Here is a 19,710-nt window from a genome sequence, read left to right as displayed (position 1 = left end):
TTTTCTTTGGCTTAAAAAATAGGAGGTTTTCCAAAAATGAAATTAACTATCCCAGATAATTATCAGCCAACTCTAACCATTCGCGATACTGAGGCAGCCATCGTCTTTATTCGTGAACGTTTCCAAGAAATCTTGGCGCAAAAATTAAATTTACAACGAATGTCTGCACCAATGTTTGTCGAGCAAAGTACTGGACTAAACGATAACCTCAACGGTGTCGAACGTCCTGTTGCATTCGATGCCAAAGATTTACCACAAGACGACTCCATCGAAATTGTGCATTCATTAGCTAAATGGAAGCGTACTGCACTTAAAAAGTATGGTTTTGGTATGCATGAAGGGCTCTACACTAACATGAACGCCATTCGCCGCGATGAAGAAGTCGATAATTTCCATTCAATTTATGTCGACCAGTGGGATTGGGAAAAGGTGATCGATAAATCAGAACGCACACTTGAAACGCTGAAGGCTGCCGTTAATCAAATTTTCGCAGCAATCAAACAAATTGAAACAGAATGTGCGCAGCGCTATCCGGCTTCAACTTATCATTTGCCAGATAAAGTGTGTTTCGTCACCACCCAAGAACTAGAAGATCGCTGGCCCGAGCTTAGTCCTGAAGAACGCGAAAATAAAATTGCTCAAAAAGACGGTGCTGCCTTTATTATGCAAATCGGTGGTGATTTAAACCGCAGCGGTCAACCACATGACGGTCGAGCTCCTGACTACGATGATTGGCAATTAAACGGCGATTTAACTTTTTGGTATGAACCCCTTAAACAAAAAATTGAAATTTCATCAATGGGCATCAGGGTCAGTCCTGAGAGTCTACACGAACAACTGCAACAAAGAGGTTGTCTTGAACGTGAAGAACTGCCATATCACCAAATGCTACTTAAGGGTGAACTACCATATACCATTGGCGGCGGAATTGGACAATCACGTCTCTGCATGTTGCTACTAGCTAAAGCACATATTGGTGAAGTCCAAGCTAGCGTTTGGCCTGAAGAAATGGTCAAAGACTGCCTCGACCACAATATTCAAATCCTCTAATTAGAAAAGTCACACTACTAAATTGGTGTGACTTTTCTAATTAGCAATTTTTCCACTATCCCACTAAAACTTGTAGTAAACTACACATAGTAATCTTAATTTGTGAAAGGAAGTAAACCATGATTGATCCTAATCAAATAGCTGAACTTAAAGCAGATCTTGCTCAAGCTAAGCACGTAACCTTTTTAACTGGTGCTGGAGTATCAACTCATTCTGGTATTCCTGACTACCGCTCAAAAAACGGTATTTATGATGGTGTAAGTGAAAGTCCTGAAACTATCTTAAGTGAAGATACGCTTTATCAGCGACCAGAATTTTTCTATAAATTTGTCATGGACAATATGTATTTTCCCCAAGCTCAGCCAAATACCATTCATCAAAAAATCGCAGCTATTTGTAATGAAAAAGGTGAACTAATTACCCAAAATGTTGATGGTCTTGATCGCAAAGCAAGTAATCAGCATATAACTGAATTTCACGGTAATTTATACCAAATATACTGCACTAAATGCCATCAAAGTGTACCCTATGAGGAATATGCCCAGAGTTTTAAGCATCAAAACTGCGGTGGTATTATTCGCCCAGGAATTGTCCTTTACGGTGAAGGTATAGACAGTGAAAACTTAGCCAAATCAATCAACGCTATGCAATCTTCAGACATGATCATCGTTTCTGGAACTAGCTTTGTCGTCTATCCATTCGCGCAATTGTTAGCTTATAAACAGGAAAATGCGAAAATATGGGCAATTAACAAAACACCAATTTCTGCAACTGGAATTAATTCCATAATTGGTGATGCTTTAGATGTTTTTAAACAAGTTTAGCTTATGCTATATTATGATAATGTAACAATTAACAACATTACTTATCTACTAGCTGCAGACAATACTAGTTTAGTTTATGTTGGGCAACTAGGAGCTCCTAAATTGTCAATCGACCATTTTTATCCAGATACGTTATTTAAACGGAATTCTGTGCTTCTTGCGCCATACGCCTCAGAACTAACCGAGTTTTTCTCAAAAAAGCGGACTAAATTTGATCTACCCTTGAATCTTGAAACAACTTGTACTCCTTGGCAGCAACAAGTTTTAGCTCAAGTCAGCCAGATTGACTATGGCCAAACGGCCAGCTATGGCGAAATTGCAAACATGCTTAATCGGCCACAAGCAGTACGGGCTGTTGCGCATGCAATTGCCAATAATCCGATTTTATTTTTTATCCCTTGTCATCGCATCATTCGTGCCAATGGGGAATTTGGTAAGTATCGTTTAGGCAACCCCGTTAAAAAGGAATTAATTAATTTAGAAAAGAGTTTTTAGATGTCAATTATTAAAATGTATGCTCCATTTTTTAGTGCTAGCAACTGGCTGCATGTGTTGACCAGTGGTAAAGATTGGCTAGTCATTTTGACCCTAATTTTAATGGAATGTTTGCTATCAGTTGATAATGCCGTCGTCTTAGCAGCACAAACTAAACGCTTGCCAACTAAACGACAACAAGAAAAGTCGTTGTTCTATGGGCTTTGGGGCGCATATATTTTTCGCTTCATTGTAATTGGTATTGGGACTTATCTAATCAACTTTTGGGAGATTAAATTAGCAGGCAGTATTTATTTATTCTATCTTGCTGGCAAATTTTTCTATGATCGTAAACATCCACAAAAAGCTACTGCCAGTGAAGACACTACTAATCCTAAACGAAACGTCAAACAAAATGGCAAGCATATATTGTCACTATTTTGGCGGACTGTTATCTCAATTGAAGCCATGGATATTGTATTTTCAATTGATTCAGTCTTGGCAGCATTGGCAGTTTCCAATAATCCAGTAATTGTCTTAATCGGCGGCATGATCGGCATCTTATGCATGCGAGGCGTGGCTGAAATTATCATCAAGTTAATGGATATTATTCCAGAACTGCAGCCAATGGCCTATGTTCTAATCGCTATCATTGCGCTGAAGCTGTTGCTTTCACTACCACCACTGAACTACGAATTACCAAACACTACCTTTGCAATTATCGTTTTTAGTATTTTATTAATCACCATTATTTTCCACTTTTGGCGAGAAAAAAGACACTCACATCAATCCTAGCTTTTGACTAACATAATCTCTAAGTACCACTGCTTGATTGTGTGTCCGATCTTTAGCACCATATAAAAATAACACATTTTGCTTTTGTAACTGTTCTTTGACCAACTGCAGAAACTCTCCAATAGCAGGATTGCTGTCAAGTTCCGCAATGTATTTTTGCTTAAATTGAGGGAACTTAGCATCATCATGGTTAAACCACTTTCGCAAATCATTGCTAGGACCTATTTCCTTAGACCAACGAGCTAAACTAGCCTTAACTTTGCTCATACCTCGCGGCCAAAGTCGATCAACCAGTATTCGATAACCTTGTGGTTGAACGTGATCGTAAATTCGCACTAACTTGATTTCCGACATAGCATAATCCTCCTTGAATAATTTATATTAATCATAATTGCAATTGTGTCCAAAATACAACTAGAGTGAATTATATATGATGTGGTTTTCACGAGAATATATAGGCATTTAAAAAGAGCTCAAGGCTTCCTTAAGCTCTTTTTTATTGCTTTACGCAATAATTTTTATTTTTGATCTGAATACTCAACTGCATTTTTTGCGGAATTTCTACCAGAATAAAAGGCATATCCTACACATGTTCCTGGCATGTTGGGACCATAAGTGTCACCTGTTAACCCTGAAGCATCGTTTCCGGCTGCATAAAGTCCTGCAATTACTTGTCCATCATTATCAAGGACTTCATTTTTAGTTGAAACACGAAGCCCTCCCATAGTACAAAAAGCACCTACATTTAATTCAAATCCATAAAATGGACCATTTGCTACTTTTACTAGATATTCAGCATCTTTTCCGAAATCACTATCGGTTCCTGTTGTACAGAAATTATTATATTGAGCAATTGTTTGTTCAAACTTATCTTCAGGAAGATTCATCTTGGAGGCAAGTTCACTTAATGAATCAGCTTTGAAAATATAAGGTTTATTTGCTTTCACTGCAGCATCTAATTCACCTTGTAATTTAGTTAATTTTTCCCCGCGTCTAACATACACGCCAAGACCCATAAAGTTGCCCTTATTAATCATCCTGTCGATGACAGATTGATCTAGAATGCTATAAACTTTATTTTGTGTATACAATGCATTGCCTGCATAAGAAAAGTTATAAATAACTTCTTCGTTTACAAACCTCTCACCCATTTCGTTCACCCACAATAATGGCTGTTGACCTGCTGCTGTTTCCATATGTGACGCAATATATTTGAAAGATGGTTCATCTGGATCTTTTAAATATCCGCCGAAAAGCATTGCCATACCGGTATTATATTTCTGAGCACCAATATTCCAAGCCATCTGCAAGCCATCACCTGTGCCTTTTCCAGAGCTAACAGGTATTAAGCGAGAAGTATCGTAACTAGTTAGTTCTCTCATCATATCAGGATTATTTAGATACCCACCTGTTGCTAAAATAACTGCTTTTGTTGAAATTGTCTGAGTTTCTTTTGTAGCTTGATTTTCTATCTGGATAGCAGTTATTTTTCCGTTACTGTCTTTATTTAACTTGGTTGCAGCAGTTGATTTGATCAACTCAACACCTGATTTTTGAGCTTGAGGTAATAATGCATCATGAATAACTGCATTTCCCATGCCTTCATAAACATGCCAAGTTGCCTCACCTGCACCCATTGCTTGTACGCCTTCATATTTAACGCCTTGGTCCTTTAACCATTTAACAGTGGTAGGACTATCATCAACATATTTACGCCAAATTCTTGAATCTGCCTTATATTTTGAATATTCAACTTCTTCATTTAATACATCAGTTCCAGATACTTTAATTCCTTGTTCTTTTTGCAAGTACGAATCAACCGCAAAAAGTCCTTCAGTATAATTTGTACTGCCACCAGTTGTACGGCCCTTTTCTAGTAATAAAACCTTTGCTCCTCTTTGTGCAGCTTCCAACGCAGCTGATACACCAGCGGCTCCCGTTCCAACAACAACGATATCGTATGAATTATATTTTGTTAGCGTCATAAAAATTACCTCCATTGATCACTAATTCACTATTGATTATAATAATTGTTAGTAATAATTTGGACACTAAATTTTTTGGTTAGGCGAACTTTTAGTTCGGATAAAGAGATAATAAATGAATATTGAATACTTAAAAACTTTTTTACAAGTTGTACAATTAGGCAGTTTTGAAAAAGTTGCAAAAATAAATTATCAGTCTCAACGTGCAATTTCAAAACAAATTACCCATTTAGAAAATGAACTTGGAACAAAATTGTTTGATCGAAGTAGTAATAAAATTTTTTTAACACCACAGGGTAGAGTTTTCTGTTCATCAGCTCAAGACATTATCAATAATCTTAATGATGCAATTGCCGATTTGCACTATTTAGATGATAAAGAGGGAAAAATACTGCGAGTAGGATATTTTTCTGCATTTGAGGGAAAAATTGTACAGAAATCTCTTTATTCATTAATGAATGAGGAGCCACAGGTTAATATTGTAATACATGAAGAAAGTAACGAACGATTAATGCAAAATGTAATTAACGGAAATTTAGATGTAGTATTTTCTATTAATTATGGCAAGACTTGCGTACCAGAAAGCTCTAGTTTAAGCAATACAGTAGTATATCGCAATAACATGGTTATGGGAGTCAGCAAGCTTAATCCGTTAAGTCAAGAGAGAGTACTATTGCCAGAAATGATAAAAAGTATACCGATTATTTATTATTGTCCAGAAAATTCTACTTTTTTATTAGAGTGTTTTCTTGCTAGTTTAGTTAAAATTCCTGACCATCAAGAAATCAAACGTGTTTCTAGTACCGAGCAAATGCACATGCTAGTGTCTTTAAATAAGGCAATTGCTTTTTATCCTTCTGGATTGATTAGTAGGAATGAAATGCTTAATGATTCTGAAGTTAAATATTGTGAGTTTTGTGATAATGATTCTCAAAATTATGAAATTGTAGCAGTTTATAAAAGAGATAATAAAAATAAAATGCTAAAAAAATTAATCAATATTCTTAACAAGGATAAAAGTAATTTTTAAAATTATGATTGAAACTTATGGATAAATGCTTACAGTACGTCATCAAAAGTAGTGAGTGTCAAGAATTATTTGTAAATTTCTTTTTACGCTGGTTATTATGATGACTTTTGCTTTACTTTTAGTTATTCAATATATGACCAATTCACTGAGTAAATGGAAATCGCTATAAAAAATTAGAATAAGAAATATTGTACAAAAAAGACGGTCATAATTGACCGTCATCACGCGTTGCAAATAGTTAACTTGCTCTACGCGTTAAGTGCCTCATACAAACTACATAAGTAGTTCAACTATAAAAAGCTCAGGTTTTCCTGAGCTTTTTCAATTTCAGAATCATTAAAAACTGCTGAATATGCATAGTAGTCTTTTTTAAATTTATTGCTCATAAAATTCCTCCATTAATAATTAAGATCACCCCCCACTTGCGTGGGGAACACTTAATAGCAAAACTCCAGATAGTACAGGAAACAGGAACACCCCCACATACGTGGGGAACACTACCTATGAACTATCAGGAGATGACATACAAGAGGATCACCCCCACTTGCGTGGGGAACACCGAACGCAACATTATTACATGGCAAAATGAAAAGGATCACCCCCACATACGTGGGGAACACTTTACATTTAGATAAGAAAAATTATCAATGCCAGGATCACCCCCACATACGTGGGGAACACGTAGGGGAATAGCCAACGTAGGGTTCTCTGATGGGATCACCCCCACATACGTGGGGAACACATTAAAGCGAGCTTGTGTATTTACATGTGCCAAGGATCACCCCCACATACGTGGGGAACACAGTAAAAGATCCCAGTCATATCAACATTCTTAAATTCGCAAGCTCCCTTTTTTTATGAGTTCATTTGCCAACTCAAGCGTTGCCTTTGCATCAGATAAAGCGTTATGCGGTGTCAAATTTTTAATCCCATAAGATTCCAAAACCGTTGCCAACTGATAATTATCCAAAAAACTATCAGCTTTTTTAGCCACTGGCAGTAAATCTACTGTCTTATTATTTAACTCAGGTAGCTTTACTTTCCTACAAGCATACATTAAGAACAATTCGTCAAATTTAAAATTATAGCCAACCAAGGTTGCTGACTTAACAAACTCTGTTAGTTCAATAATAGCAGTTTTTAAGTCCACACCATCCCTATGCAGTATTTCAGTAGTTAAGCCAGTGAGAGCTGTTATCTTCTCCGACACTTTACCTTCAATTTTAATTAATCTATAAAAAGTGTCAAGCTGATCATTTTCTCCTTTTTTGACCGCTCCGATTGATATAATTTGATTATTTTCATAATTGGTTCCAGTAGTTTCCAAATCAAGTGACACTATTGATGCACTACTTCGCGCAGAACGCTCAACTTTAGGTTTTCTCATAGCCAATTTGGCCTGATGAAATTTAGCTGCGTTACTAAAACCATGCATAATCGGCCTTGCATCGTCAGAGTTATTCAACCTCATCATTAACGGAATCCCATCAAAATCGACTACTTGGAACTGCCTACGAGTGGTCTTTATTTGGTAACCTAGCTCATTATTCGTATTGTAGACCATCGTAGCTTCACCAGTACCAATATTTTCAATAATTCGTCCCCAGAGTAAATCTCGGATTTTGGCACTCACATTACCAACATAAACACCGGTTTGAATTTCTTGATACCATTTAGTCAAGTCTCCGCGAAGAGATTGTGGCACCTTAGTTAAAGTAACTACAATCATGGTTCATCATCTTCTGTTATTTCATGATATTGCACACCAAACTTTTGCAGTCCCTGTTGATCATCCCAAAGATTGATTGCGTCAACTTCGGTTTCCAGATCCGTCACATTTAACAAATCTTTTAAGTCGGCTACCATTCGGACTAATAATTTACCATCCCGAAACGCATCTCGCATTGCCAAACGGGTCCTACTAGCAATATCTGGATCACTTTCATACTTAGCGGTAATTTCAAACGCCACTGGAATTGACACTTCAGCCTTATATAAATCGGCGAAGTCGTAGACAAAGGCTAAATCATGCCCAGTATGAACAAATCCCAGTCCAGCAGAAGCACCCATAGCTACAATGACACTGTAACTTAAACCATATAAAGCTTGATGGGCCGCTGTCAGAGCCTTATTAATCGGAGTACTAGCTTCAAAATTTTCATGATTATATTCGCGTCTAGTCCACAAGACATTCGTCCGCTGAGACTGCTCACGATATATCTTCCTTACGCGGCTGCCTTCTTTTCCTCGTAATTCTTGCATTGATAATCGTGAAACATCCTCATCCGCAAACCGCATTTGATACATTTTGCGAGCAACTGCTACTCGCGACTTTTCATTAGAAACTAGTTTTGCTTGTGCCTCAAGTAATCGCGAAGAATGGTTTAAAGCTCGGCCATGGGCATATTGCCGCACACCTTGTTCACCGACCCACATTACACTAACACCAGCATCCCCAATTAATTCCATTGCTCGATGCGTGACATCCACACCCGGTCCTAGCATTAAGACACTCACAATAGCCACTGGAACGTAAGCTGTTCCGCGACTATCTGTTATTAAAAGGGCACTATCCTGCCGATTAAGTTTTGCATGTTCAAAGTAAAGAAAAGTTATGCGGTCTTTAACCCGACTAAGTTCAGATAACTCTGGCTTTTTCGCACCAAACTTTCGACTCATCGGCTGGCCACCGGAATAACTGTCATTAATCCCATACCAAAGGCTTTTTCTCGACCAATTCCATTCATCAAAGTTTGCCTAAATTGCTCAACATCGGTTATTCGCAAAATTCCTTCATAAGAAACCCGGCTAAGTTTAACCCTGCGACTTTTGCGATTAGAGAGGATCGGCCAATCACGACTTACGATCTTGAAACTCGAGCTATTCTGAGACTCATCATCTTCACTTTCGGCAAATTCTAATTGAAAGCCAGCTTTAGGCGCACGATCAGCTAGCCACTTACTCTGCTGTTCAACTGTAACATGAGGGAAAACTCGCCCTTGTTTACTCCCAGGCTCGCTAACAGTCCGCGTTGGATTAGCAGTTAAGCGAAACTGCAGCACTTGACCTTCATGTAAGCTACTCAATAAGTGATCGTAATCCTTAATGGTTACTTCTCCTTTGCCATAGCGCAATAATTTATCCTTGTCTGGCTGATTTTCGCTTAAAACTAATAGATATTGACGACCATTTAACTGGTCAATTCGCCATAAATGACGGCGACGTTCGCCTACAGCAATTTCCTCAGGAAAACTCTGCTCCACCCAATTATGATAGGCTGCCAAGTTCACTAAGTCCTTGATCTTCTGCCGATTATCGGTATCAATTTCTACTCTTGATAGATACATATGCGCTCCTTTCTAAAGAATACTAATAGGATCATGTTCTGTATCAGCCTGAAAAAGTGGATTAAGCAACTTAAGCTGCTTAATCGCTACTTTACGAAAACCATGCTGGCGATTATCTTGACTAAAGGAAATCACCTGATCCTTGACCATTTCACAGCGATTATCCACAACTTCCGGTAACAAGCTGGCATCAGCGATTAGTTCCACACGGATCTGAGCTTCTCGCCTATTCTTTTTCATGTACCACTCAGAAGCTTGCCAATCTAGCTTTTGCAATACCGACACTGGATCTTCATTAGCAAAACTTTGCATTTTTAAGATACCAGCCGGAACATTAGCGCGACGACCCAAAAATAGTTGGTAACGTGGGTGTTTGAGCGCAAACTCTATTTTATCAATCGTTTTATCATCACTGCCAATTGCCACCATAAAGACAGCGTCTTGAAGATAGTTACGATATGAAAGTTTCCTTGGCTTCCCCTTTTTCCACTCAACTGTTTGAAAATCGTTTAGTATACTGCCTCTTTGATCAATTCGCACGGCAAAAGACAGGTCATTTAATTGGGTAACTTGTGGATCTTCGCGACTTAAGCCGAAGGCGGCGGCAATCATGCCAATCACCGCGCTTTTAGAAGGATAATCTCCAGTTGTACGCCTCTCAAATGTAGCTTCATTACCATATGACTGCAAAGGTGCAGTTAGTCTAATCGTTAGTGTCTTCATCTTGCAGTGCCTTTGTCAAAGCTGTAGTAACTTGCTCAATCAAATCAGACAAATTATTAGTCTGATCAGCGAGTTCAGTAGCCTTATTAGTTAAAATCACATTTAACATCGGTTGCTCCACCATCTGATTAGCTTCTTTATATTCTGTTTCTAGCTTTTCAATTGACTTCTGAACATAACCACCCTTAGTTGCAACTGGCTTTTCAAAAGCTGAAACCAGGTTTACTGGCGTATCCGTCCTTACCGTTAACATTACATAGCTCGGCAAAGTCTTGTTAGCAAAAGTATTCTGCTTACCAGTTGGCATAGAAAGTACAAATGCCTTAATAAAGTCGGCAATACTTGCCACTGCATCGTTGTCACCCAGGTTTTTAGCTAAATCTTTAACATTAACGTTGGCATAGCGATACAACGTGGAAGAATTATATTCAATTGTTCCAAGCATTGCAGCACCTGCATTGTCATCAGATTGCAAATCATCAAGTGCTGTAAAATAGTCATATTCTGGCACAATTTCATGAGTTGAAATCGCATGAGCTACCTGCGCTGATGCATCCACATTAAGTTCTGGATTATCTGCTACCATCCGCCCAAAAAGTGCCAAGTCTAACGAATTATCTTCTTGCAAAATAGTCTTGATCTCTTTTTTATCATCTTTATCATCGAAAGTATCGTGAGATAACGCATATTGAGCTAACTTTTCAATTTGACCAGGACTTACTAATAACAAGGCATTAGTTTTATTATCTTTTTTATTAGCCTTAATTCCGGCTGCCTTCAATATTGTAGCAGACTTGTCCATAGCTTTTTTTTCATTTAATGAATTATCTAAATTCATAATTTTTTGAGCCAAAAATTTAGCTATTTCTTTAGTTCTAGTGCCTGTTGCAATACTTTCTTCTCTAAAAAAGTCGCGCATAGCCTTTTTCCAGCTTTGAGAAGAGACTCGTGAACGTATTGCCCCTCCATACATAGCTGTTTTAGGAGCGCCAGTATCATCACGATTAAGATTAGATGAAGGTACAGTCTGTAATACATTTAGATCAAGATATAGATTTTTGTTAGTCATTGTTTTTCTCCTCTGTTTCTTTAACTACATTATTTTTTGAAAAATATTGTTCCGCCCAATAAAGATGTACTTCATTAGCTCGATAATAGCTTTGCTGAAAATCATATAAATCTTGTGCAATCCTTGGAAAGTCAATCACTTGAGTTGAATCCTTGGACTTTAAAATTCTTACCAATTGCGTCATTGAATTAACTACACTAGTAATAACTGGTGAAGATAGCAAGGACTGGACTCGACGATCTAATGCTTCTTCAATTTGTTCATCTGCTTTCAAATTAGCAAAGGCATAAAAAAGTGGTATTCCATATCTTTGCTTTTTTTCTTCTTTAGATTCAGCTTTTTCTTTAGACTCAGAATAGTCGCTACAAACAAATCTATCCTCGCCTTTTTGATAAATTGCATAAAGTTTAATAGCAGTAAAAATGGCTCTTTCAGCCGCTGATGGTTCACCATTTGTACTAAGCATGTCTTTAGATAACTCTTTCAATAAGATTGGCCATATTTGTTGAGCATGATGACTTATGACTGATGGAGATTCTCTAAAAGCAGCCAAGGCACTCTTGTTTAAATCACCACCATTATAAATTTTTTTAATAATTACAAAAGTCTTTTTTGCTACTGCATTATTATATTTCATTGATGTATCACCCCTTCTTTAATACTTCTCTACTTTTCGTTAATTTCTAAGTCTTGGTTGACTTTAAAGCAAAAGTAATTATATGCCGTAACAATATTTCTTAACTTTTTTACACCATTTTTTTCAATTCTTATACCAGTAATATCTCTTGGAGTGCTTGTATCCAAAATACTATGGGCTTTATCTAATGCATATTTTTCAAGCCATCTCTTCCATGAAGTAATTGCTTGATCACTATTTTCTTCAGTAGATAACCTTGCTAACCAAGTTTTAAATGGTTCATTGAGTCCATAATAAAATTCTTCACTCGCTTTATTTGCAAATGCTTGATTACTAAGCCCACGAAGTTCACAAATTGCTTTAAGAAATTGCCAATAAACATTACCAATACCTTGAGTTTTTTTGATCATTTCTTCAATTATTACTGGCCAACAGTTCTCGCCGCTAGTATCGAACATAACATCGGCTTCAATACTCATATCATCGTACAGTTCAGCTGCTGGTAACTGCGATGATGAATTACCATCATCTAGTAAATCAATTGAAGCAAGCGTTATATTTTTATCAGATGCAATTATTCCTTCATCTTTTAAATTTCTTAACCAACAAACAACCCCTGGTTCAATATCGTCAGATATCCCATTAACATTCACGTAATTACTAAATTTACGCCACATTGCATTTCCCAGTGACTTCAAACCTCTAGTTGATGGTTTGATATTGCTTTCTCTGTCTTCCTTCCAAATGGTCATTGGTTCAACTTTAGCATTCATACTATCAAACATCGGAATTCCCGCACTAAAAATAGTTGGTTGTTCCAGTTCATCCCATTCAATATGCAAAATACGTGACCATGCTGTGTACAGTTCAGAAATATTATTCGGCAAAATTTTCTTTTTTCGTACAACAATATACTCTTGAACGCTTTGATATTCCCAAATAGGTTTCTGGGGTGCATACTTTCCATTTACTAAAATCAGATTCAACATTAAAGTTTCAAATAAAGTTTCTCCTTTAGCAAAAACTGGATTCAATTTATAAAGCCATCCTGGAGAAGAAGAAAATTTTTCATCTGCTTTGATTCTGGTTTTATCTGTTACACCAGCATAATTTTGATAAGTAATTATCCAGCGAATCAATTCATCTAATTCCACAATATTTTTTGCCTGGCCAGCACGTGGTGCAAAAATTGCAGGTGAGTTATTACTTTCAGAAACTTGGCGATTAATTTGCTTAATTGCAACTCTACCTTTGCCCGTTTTAACATTACAATTGTCTGGAACTAATTCGTTGTATTCCTTTCTAGTAACTTGATAAAAAGGATGACTACCAAAAAAGTCAAACTTATCTTTATACTGTTGCAAATACTTAACTACAATTTCAGAAAACGATCCTTTAGAGTATAGCTGGTGCCACGTTGCCAAGAGGTCTTCATCAAAATCCTCTTCCTCTTCTTCATCAATATCCGAAGTTATTTGCATTGATATTGGGTCGACTTTTAGGTCTTCATATGGTTGATTATTTGCATCAAATCGAGAATACACGGTTGTTAAAATCGCTAATAACAAACGCAAAATTGCAAAATCCTGTATACGCATTTCGCCAGCTAGCTGACGATAATCCTGGGCATGTTCAAATAACTCAATCAATGAAACTTTTTGTTCCTGATTAGTATCAGTATTAATAACTTTAATCCAAGGTTGGGTAGTTAAATTAAATGTTTTTTCCGTCATGATCATCCTCCTTTGAATAAATTAAACCTAACTGCTTAGAATATTGGATATTCCAAACATCAAATACTGTTGATAAATTGCTGTCTAGTTGCAAGACCAATGCTCCTCTCAGCCAGACATTATCTTGCCAATCTGAATAATACTCATAAGTACAACGTTCTAATTCCTCAATTACCGAAATAATTTTATCCTGACTTGGTGTAATCGCTGTTGGCAGCCTAATGAGCTGCTGAGCAATTTCATGAGCAGGAACTTGTGCTATATTGCGACCATCTAATAAAAAATCACCTTTTGTAGTATGCTTAAGTAAAATAACTTCAAGAGTCTCTTTAATGTCCCGCACTGCTGCACTAGCCCTCTGTTCGCTAACATCGGCTCCTTTTTTGTCGTTACTTAACCACCTATGAATTGATTTTTTATACTTAGGATCACAGATTTGGAATTCTCCAGCCTTACCTTCTTCAGTTTTCACATAATCATCAAAATCAGTTTTAGCTGTAGCAATCCCGTCGATTTCTTCATCGGTTTCTGTACCATAAACTTTTTGCACAAGTTGGGAAATATCATCAGGTAATGCAATCTTATCCTGTAAAAAATAATCAGTTTTCATCAATAAGTATTTGTGATAAACAGCTTCATTAGCATCACCATAATCTCCAAAATCATTGATTCCCATTACATATAGTTGCGGCTGCCGCAAGGTCTCAGGTCGTAAAATATTATGACGGTGCAGTCTTCCTGCACGTTGCAATAACAAATCCATTGGTGCGATATCGGTATACAAAACATCAAAATCAATATCCAGCGATTGTTCCAAAACTTGAGTACCGATTACCACTAACTTTTCAGGTCGACTACCTTCCTTGCCAATCGCATCTTGTAACTTCTTTTCCTGTTCAGTCCGATCTGGAGCTAAAAAAGCTGAATGCAAAACCATTAGTTCTACATCTCGCTCAGCAACTAGCTTGGCAAGTGACTGTGCACGCTTGACGGTATTGACAATGACTCCTGCAACACCGCCACCACTGATCTTAGTCATAAGGTTATCGATCAAGTCTTCATCAGCTAAGTCGAGCCGCTTAACTTGTAATTCTTGTGGCTTTTGATCACTTTGACCAGGAAAATCTGAAACTTGTTTTAATTCACAGCCATCTAAGATACTGAGCAAAGGATACGCTTGATTTTCTTGCCATTTATCTGGTGCTTTAAGAACCTTCTCAGGCTTTTTATGATATTTTCCACGTAAATACTGATTAATTAGCATCTCTCTTTTCGACTGTGGAAGTGTAGCAGATAAAATAATAATAGGCACTTTATAAGCTCCCAGCCATTTTATTACTTTATATAAATACTGACTCATATAAGCATCATATGCATGAACTTCATCAATAACAATAACTTTGCCGCTTAAGCCTAAATGCTTTAAAAATAAATGCTTTTGCTTTAACCCCATTGAAAGTAGATTATCAATTGTACCTATTGTGAATTCATTCAAAATGGTTTTTTTACCAGAAAACCAATCATTTACAACAACTGCACCTGCATCAGCTTCAATATTTTCTGCCTTAGGTAATTTTTGAACATCTTCATTAAATTGAGCCTTACTATGCATTAATTTAAATGAAAATTTGTTTTCTTGAGATTTTGCCAGCTTATTTAGCCAATATTCAACTCGATTAAACATTGCATTACTAGTTGCTTGAGTTGGTAAACCCATGAATAAGCCATTTTGTCCACTAATATAAGCTAGTTGCTCAACCGCGATTAATGCAATCTCTGTTTTTCCTATCCCCATTGGTGCTTCAATAATAATCATTCCAGGGTCATATGCCTGCCCAATTGTTTCAGTCATTTTCTTCTGCACTGGGCGTGCCTTATATTCCCAACGATCATCATACGGATCTTTAATCTTATCAATCTTTTGGGGCTCCCAATAATCATTCAGTTTCCAATTCTTAATAGCTTTTTTCAAACGTTCTTCAGAAGATATACTATCCCATGATTTATCAAGATCGATTAATGGAAATAATGGCTCATTTTTATTATTGTTCATATATTCAGTGGAGGCAAGCCAATCTGCCATAATAATGAGGCCCTCTAGTATTACTGCTTCAGGTTGCGTAATACGCTTAGGTAATTCCGACACATCTTTATAACCCGAAGAGTTCAAACCATATTCAAAAAGCTCTTTTTGCACTTTTTGCCAAACATGTTTTATATGCTGATTATTGGTACTCTGCCAATAATTAGTTTCATGATGACAAATATCAGTTATAGGGGAATGGTTCAAAGGTTTACCATGATGTCCGCCAATTAATGCTGCTATATTTTCGGGTACCTTAAATTTTAGTAGCAATGCCTCACCTGCCACATTATGCGGAGACTGTGAACTAGATTCTAAATTCAATTCATTTATTTGACTAAAACCATGCATAGCTAATTTATCAAGTAATTTTTCATCAAGATCTTTATCATTGTTATGTGACTTTTTAATCTGAAATGCTGGGGTAGCTTTGCCTAGATCATGAACAAAACCTAAAAACTTAACCAATTTATGTACTTCTTCATCAGATAAATTCTGCTTTAAGAAGTCCCTTTGACTATCGCTCAGCCAGTTATTATATAGCCATTTGATGACTTCCTGGGTATCAGTTAAATGAGCAATTAGTGGCAGCCATAGTTGCTGACCATCTTCAGTATTTTTCTTAGCCCAAAGGGCTGTGGATTCGTCAGATAATTTTATCATTATTTTTCTTTCTTCTTATATATGATTTAAATATTAAAGCAGAACAAAGAAATATGCAATCGCTTTTATAGACTTATAGTTAAATATCTATAAAATAATAGAGATGAAGCAAAACAGCCTTCATCCCTATTTCGAAATAAGATTAAAATATAATTTATACTTAGCCCCACTTCCGTAGGGAACACCACTTCCTAATCTCATGGTTTTACCAAAATCTTAGGAGCACCCTCACTTAAGTAAGGAATACGTAGTTAACTGTACCATAGTGTTCTAAGTAGATAAACTTTTTTAATAATATGTCAACAAATTTTAAAAAGTCTAGTGGACTTCTTTGATATAGCGTGCTTAAATAAACTTGTTTGTATAGTTTAGCGTCTTAATTTTTAATAAAATTAGAGTTCGTTAGATATAAATATCTTTTAAGTAAAACGTTAATAGCCTTAAAAATATAACTATAAAATATAAAAAAGTGTCTGGGAAAAAACTAGACCCTTAAAAGCAAAAAATCCGTTAGAACCTTTGCGTTCTAGCGGATTTTTCATATACATTCTAGCCTAACCTTGTTATTATTAAATTACTACAAAAAACAAAAAAGGTGGGCTTTTCATGTATCAAAATTATATCACAGGTCAAACTGCTTTAACACTTAACTTTGACTTTTCTATTCCTAAAAATCATCTTGCTCAGGTTATCAGTGATTTTGTCGACTCGATTCCTGCCGATGTGTTGCTGGAAGACAATTCAAATACTGGTCGGCCTGCCTATCACCCAGCAATGATGCTCAAAATACTACTCTTTGCCTATTCTAGACGCGTTTTCTCTGGTAGAAAAATTGAGCGGATGCTCACAGAAAACCTACCGATGATGGTCATAGCTAGTGGTAAACATATTTCATATCATACGATCAATAACTTTAGAGCTAGTAGCCATACCAATCAGCTGATTAAACAAGCTTTTGTCTATTTTACTAATCTTTTGCAAGCAGAAGGGTTGCTTAGAGAAGATGCTATCTTTATTGATGGGACTAAAATTGAAGCTGATGCTAACAAGTATACTTTCGTTTGGAAAAGAGCTGTCGAAAAGTTTCATACTAAGTTAAAGGCTAATGCAGTTGAGCTTTATGATGAATTGATTCAAAAAGAAGTAATCCAAGCGATTACTGAAGAAGAAGCACAAACTAGTCAGGGTCTGGCAATCATGGCAGAACAAACAGAAACTGCCATCAAGCAACTAGATGAAGCAATCGCGGCTGAGCCGAAAGTAATTCCTGGAGGTTCAACTAAAAAACGTCAAAGGCGAGGCCTTAAAAAAGTCTTGCATAAGTTGCGTCAGGATTTTATCCCCAGAGCAGAAAAGTATGAACAGGCGCAAGCAACTTTTGGTGAGCGTAATAGCTACTCAAAGACCGATCATGATGCCACTTTTATGCATATGAAAGAAGATCATATGAGGAATGGTCAGCTCAAACCCGGATATAATATTCAAGTGGCAACTACCAACCAATATGTAGTAGATTATGCACTTTATCCTAATCCAACAGACTTCAAGACTTTAGAACCTTTCTTAAAGCAAATGACAATTTTAGACAAGTTCCAGAACATCGTTGCCGATGCCGGCTATGGCAGCGAATATAATTATTCTATGCTTGAAAATGAGTATGAAGATAAACAATATTTTATTCCTTACAGCCTTTACGATAAGGAGCAGACTAGAAAGTATCAAAATGATCCCACCAAGTTGGCGAATTGGACTTATAATGAGCAAGAAGATTATTACCTTGACTGGCAAGGTGTGCGTTTTAATTTCAAACGTTATGGTAAGCGGAGGAATAAGAGTACGGGGTTAATCTCTGATCTAAAAATATATGAAGCAGATGAGTTTCAGTTAACAGCTGAATTAACTGAGCTAGCAAAAACTAAAAGTGGACGCCAAAGGCAGGTGCAATACAACCCCCATTGGCAATATTTAAAGGCAAAAGCTAAACAAACTCTTCAAAGTAGCGAAGGCAGACGGATCTATGGCTGTAGAAAAACGGACGTAGAGCCAGTCTTTGGACATATGAAGAACGTTTTTGGTGTGCGCAGAACACACTTGCGAGGAAAGAAAAAGGTCGAAACCGATGTAGGTTTGATGTTCATGATGATGAATTTGAGCAAATATTGGAGTAGAAGAGGTGGCGGAAAACTTCTTTTACAGAAAATAAGCAATAAAAAACAGATCAAGATTTTCTTATTACGAAAACTTGGTCTGTTTTTAAGTCTGAAAAGCTAGTTTTTTCCCAGACACTTAATTTTTTCATACAATACCAATATCCTATTTTTATAGCTATTTAAGCAATTGTATAAGTAATTTTAAAAAGAAAAAAGAATTCACTTGCATCAGCAAGAAACACATTCCTAAAATTAAAAAAGCTGTTTTATTAAACATTATCTTCCGCCCCCCTTTTTATAAAATTCTTTTAAGCAATATCTTGTTTTTGTATCAGCCATTGTATATCCATAATTTTATTTTGTCAAGCTCTATCAGTGGATATATTAGTGGCATTTTTTGTTGGTAATGAACTTTTATCATTGCCCTTTAGACCTTTGCTTATTTTTACCTTACTTGGTATTTTCTAAGCACTACTGCTTAAAATATTTTTTACTTAATCTTCTAAAACAAGAAAGTAGTATCGTCAAGATAGCTAAGAAAACAAAATTGAAGTTTTCATTAATCGGCTGAAAGATTATTACACAGATTGATAAAATCAGATAAATAGTAGTAGCTAGCACATTAATCATTTGTTTACTCATAATCATCAGTTCCAACATTTAATAATTCTAAATTATTTGTACAAATGCTACATACCAGTTTTGTATATAATTTATTATACATGAATTTTATTACACATTTACGGGTATACCAATTATAAATAGCGACCAATTTAACTTTATCAATAATACCATCCTGGGCTCATATAATCCTTTTAAAATAAAATTGACAAAAGGTTAATTCTAATCTATGATTCATATTAATTAAATAATTTCCAATGCAATAGAGGTCGCGATAATTACGAACTTGGTCTGAGCTTGCGCAAAGCTATGATGACTAAGCTAAGAATTGTCGCCGAAACGAAAAGGGTTTGCGTAAACTTTTCGTTGGGCTGCAAGAGCATATCTTGCAGACTGTCCCACGAAGCAAATCGTGGGGAGCGCTATCTGATTTATCTAAAGTTAATGAATGATTATTACCTCATTGTAGTTGTACTACAATGAGGTTTTTATTTTACGCTTTTTATTGTATTGGCTTTATTTGAAA

Annotated in this window: 16 protein-coding genes and 1 riboswitch; of the genes, 6 read left to right on the top strand and 10 right to left on the bottom strand. The window is 36.3% G+C overall.

All coding sequences use genetic code 11. The features are described from left to right. Positions 1-36 precede the first annotated feature (36 nt). From asnA to OZX59_RS06760, 4 genes are all read left to right on the top strand, one after another. Positions 37-1,050 carry an aspartate--ammonia ligase gene (asnA, locus tag OZX59_RS06775; RefSeq protein ID WP_277125501.1) on the top strand — a complete coding sequence of 338 codons (1,014 nt, stop codon included), beginning with the start codon at positions 37-39 and terminating at the stop codon, positions 1,048-1,050. 119 nt (positions 1,051-1,169) lie between these two features. Beyond that, positions 1,170-1,874 carry an NAD-dependent protein deacylase gene (locus tag OZX59_RS06770; protein WP_277125500.1) on the top strand — a complete coding sequence of 235 codons (705 nt, stop codon included), beginning with the start codon at positions 1,170-1,172 and terminating at the stop codon, positions 1,872-1,874. Between the two features lie 3 nt (positions 1,875-1,877). Continuing rightward, a complete protein-coding gene (locus OZX59_RS06765) occupies positions 1,878-2,369 on the top strand; it encodes a methylated-DNA--[protein]-cysteine S-methyltransferase (RefSeq protein WP_277125498.1) in 492 nt (163 codons plus the stop codon). Then, positions 2,370-3,143: a TerC family protein gene (locus OZX59_RS06760; RefSeq protein ID WP_277125497.1), complete on the top strand. Its 774-nt coding sequence runs from the start codon at positions 2,370-2,372 to the stop codon at positions 3,141-3,143. It abuts the gene before it with no gap. Here OZX59_RS06760 and OZX59_RS06755 read toward each other — a convergent pair. Continuing rightward, entirely contained in the window at positions 3,129-3,497 is a 369-nt protein-coding gene (locus OZX59_RS06755) for a DUF488 family protein (RefSeq protein WP_277125494.1), read from the bottom strand. The genes OZX59_RS06760 and OZX59_RS06755 overlap by 15 nt on opposite strands. 164 nt (positions 3,498-3,661) lie before the next feature. Further along, on the bottom strand, positions 3,662-5,128 hold the full coding sequence (locus tag OZX59_RS06750) for an FAD-dependent oxidoreductase (RefSeq protein ID WP_277125492.1): 1,467 nt from the start codon (positions 5,126-5,128) through the stop codon (positions 3,662-3,664). Between the two features lie 115 nt (positions 5,129-5,243). On the opposite strand from OZX59_RS06750, the gene OZX59_RS06745 reads away from it, so the two are divergent. Continuing rightward, positions 5,244-6,158 (top strand): LysR family transcriptional regulator, encoded by a 915-nt coding sequence (locus OZX59_RS06745; protein ID WP_277125490.1) that lies wholly within the window; start codon positions 5,244-5,246, stop codon positions 6,156-6,158. Positions 6,159-6,990: 832 nt separating this feature from the next. On the opposite strand, the gene cas2e is transcribed toward OZX59_RS06745, so the two are convergent. From cas2e to cas3, 8 genes are read right to left on the bottom strand one after another with little or no spacing between them, the layout of a single operon-like run. Next, a complete protein-coding gene (cas2e, locus tag OZX59_RS06740) occupies positions 6,991-7,887 on the bottom strand; it encodes a type I-E CRISPR-associated endoribonuclease Cas2e (RefSeq protein ID WP_277125488.1) in 897 nt (298 codons plus the stop codon). Continuing rightward, positions 7,884-8,837 (bottom strand): type I-E CRISPR-associated endonuclease Cas1e, encoded by a 954-nt coding sequence (gene cas1e, locus OZX59_RS06735; RefSeq protein ID WP_277125486.1) that lies wholly within the window; start codon positions 8,835-8,837, stop codon positions 7,884-7,886. The genes cas2e and cas1e overlap by 4 nt, the downstream gene beginning before the upstream one ends. Then, positions 8,834-9,505 carry a type I-E CRISPR-associated protein Cas6/Cse3/CasE gene (cas6e, locus tag OZX59_RS06730; RefSeq protein ID WP_277125484.1) on the bottom strand — a complete coding sequence of 224 codons (672 nt, stop codon included), beginning with the start codon at positions 9,503-9,505 and terminating at the stop codon, positions 8,834-8,836. The genes cas1e and cas6e overlap by 4 nt, the downstream gene beginning before the upstream one ends. Positions 9,506-9,517: 12 nt before the next feature. Further along, positions 9,518-10,228: a type I-E CRISPR-associated protein Cas5/CasD gene (cas5e, locus tag OZX59_RS06725; RefSeq protein ID WP_277125482.1), complete on the bottom strand. Its 711-nt coding sequence runs from the start codon at positions 10,226-10,228 to the stop codon at positions 9,518-9,520. After that, positions 10,209-11,297, bottom strand: coding sequence for a type I-E CRISPR-associated protein Cas7/Cse4/CasC (gene cas7e / locus OZX59_RS06720; RefSeq protein ID WP_277125480.1), 1,089 nt, complete (start codon positions 11,295-11,297; stop codon positions 10,209-10,211). Before cas7e ends, cas5e begins: the two co-directional genes overlap by 20 nt. Further along, the gene (gene casB / locus OZX59_RS06715; protein ID WP_277125478.1) at positions 11,290-11,934 is read right to left on the bottom strand and encodes a type I-E CRISPR-associated protein Cse2/CasB; all 645 of its coding nucleotides are present in this window, start codon (positions 11,932-11,934) and stop codon (positions 11,290-11,292) included. Before casB ends, cas7e begins: the two co-directional genes overlap by 8 nt. A 29-nt stretch (positions 11,935-11,963) precedes the next feature. Continuing rightward, positions 11,964-13,667, bottom strand: a complete 1,704-nt coding sequence (locus OZX59_RS06710; RefSeq protein WP_277125476.1) for a type I-E CRISPR-associated protein Cse1/CasA — start codon at positions 13,665-13,667, stop codon at positions 11,964-11,966. Continuing rightward, on the bottom strand, positions 13,648-16,413 hold the full coding sequence (gene cas3 / locus OZX59_RS06705) for a CRISPR-associated helicase Cas3' (protein WP_277125474.1): 2,766 nt from the start codon (positions 16,411-16,413) through the stop codon (positions 13,648-13,650). The genes OZX59_RS06710 and cas3 overlap by 20 nt, the downstream gene beginning before the upstream one ends. Before the next feature lie 606 nt (positions 16,414-17,019). Between cas3 and OZX59_RS06700 the strand changes: the two genes are divergently transcribed. Further along, entirely contained in the window at positions 17,020-18,684 is a 1,665-nt protein-coding gene (locus tag OZX59_RS06700; RefSeq protein WP_277125472.1) for an IS1182 family transposase, read from the top strand. A gap of 755 nt (positions 18,685-19,439) precedes the next feature. Further along, a riboswitch (Lysine riboswitch) is annotated at positions 19,440-19,617 on the top strand. The last annotated feature ends 93 nt before the right edge of the window (positions 19,618-19,710 follow it).

The organism is Lactobacillus sp. ESL0681 (assembly GCF_029392835.1).
In the GTDB taxonomy this organism is placed as follows: domain Bacteria; phylum Bacillota; class Bacilli; order Lactobacillales; family Lactobacillaceae; genus Lactobacillus.
The sequence above is the reverse complement of the archived record's forward strand: the minus strand, read 5'-3'. Positions and strand labels throughout refer to the sequence as shown.

Coding starts and splice junctions, on each gene's coding strand:
- asnA (WP_277125501.1), top strand. CDS start 37: ATGAAATTAACTATCCCAGATAATTATCAGCCAACTCTAACCATTCGC.
- OZX59_RS06770 (WP_277125500.1), top strand. CDS start 1,170: ATGATTGATCCTAATCAAATAGCTGAACTTAAAGCAGATCTTGCTCAA.
- OZX59_RS06765 (WP_277125498.1), top strand. CDS start 1,878: ATGCTATATTATGATAATGTAACAATTAACAACATTACTTATCTACTA.
- OZX59_RS06760 (WP_277125497.1), top strand. CDS start 2,370: ATGTCAATTATTAAAATGTATGCTCCATTTTTTAGTGCTAGCAACTGG.
- OZX59_RS06755 (WP_277125494.1), bottom strand. CDS start 3,497: ATGTCGGAAATCAAGTTAGTGCGAATTTACGATCACGTTCAACCACAA.
- OZX59_RS06750 (WP_277125492.1), bottom strand. CDS start 5,128: ATGACGCTAACAAAATATAATTCATACGATATCGTTGTTGTTGGAACG.
- OZX59_RS06745 (WP_277125490.1), top strand. CDS start 5,244: ATGAATATTGAATACTTAAAAACTTTTTTACAAGTTGTACAATTAGGC.
- cas2e (WP_277125488.1), bottom strand. CDS start 7,887: ATGATTGTAGTTACTTTAACTAAGGTGCCACAATCTCTTCGCGGAGAC.
- cas1e (WP_277125486.1), bottom strand. CDS start 8,837: ATGAGTCGAAAGTTTGGTGCGAAAAAGCCAGAGTTATCTGAACTTAGT.
- cas6e (WP_277125484.1), bottom strand. CDS start 9,505: ATGTATCTATCAAGAGTAGAAATTGATACCGATAATCGGCAGAAGATC.
- cas5e (WP_277125482.1), bottom strand. CDS start 10,228: ATGAAGACACTAACGATTAGACTAACTGCACCTTTGCAGTCATATGGT.
- cas7e (WP_277125480.1), bottom strand. CDS start 11,297: ATGACTAACAAAAATCTATATCTTGATCTAAATGTATTACAGACTGTA.
- casB (WP_277125478.1), bottom strand. CDS start 11,934: ATGAAATATAATAATGCAGTAGCAAAAAAGACTTTTGTAATTATTAAA.
- OZX59_RS06710 (WP_277125476.1), bottom strand. CDS start 13,667: ATGACGGAAAAAACATTTAATTTAACTACCCAACCTTGGATTAAAGTT.
- cas3 (WP_277125474.1), bottom strand. CDS start 16,413: ATGATAAAATTATCTGACGAATCCACAGCCCTTTGGGCTAAGAAAAAT.
- OZX59_RS06700 (WP_277125472.1), top strand. CDS start 17,020: ATGTATCAAAATTATATCACAGGTCAAACTGCTTTAACACTTAACTTT.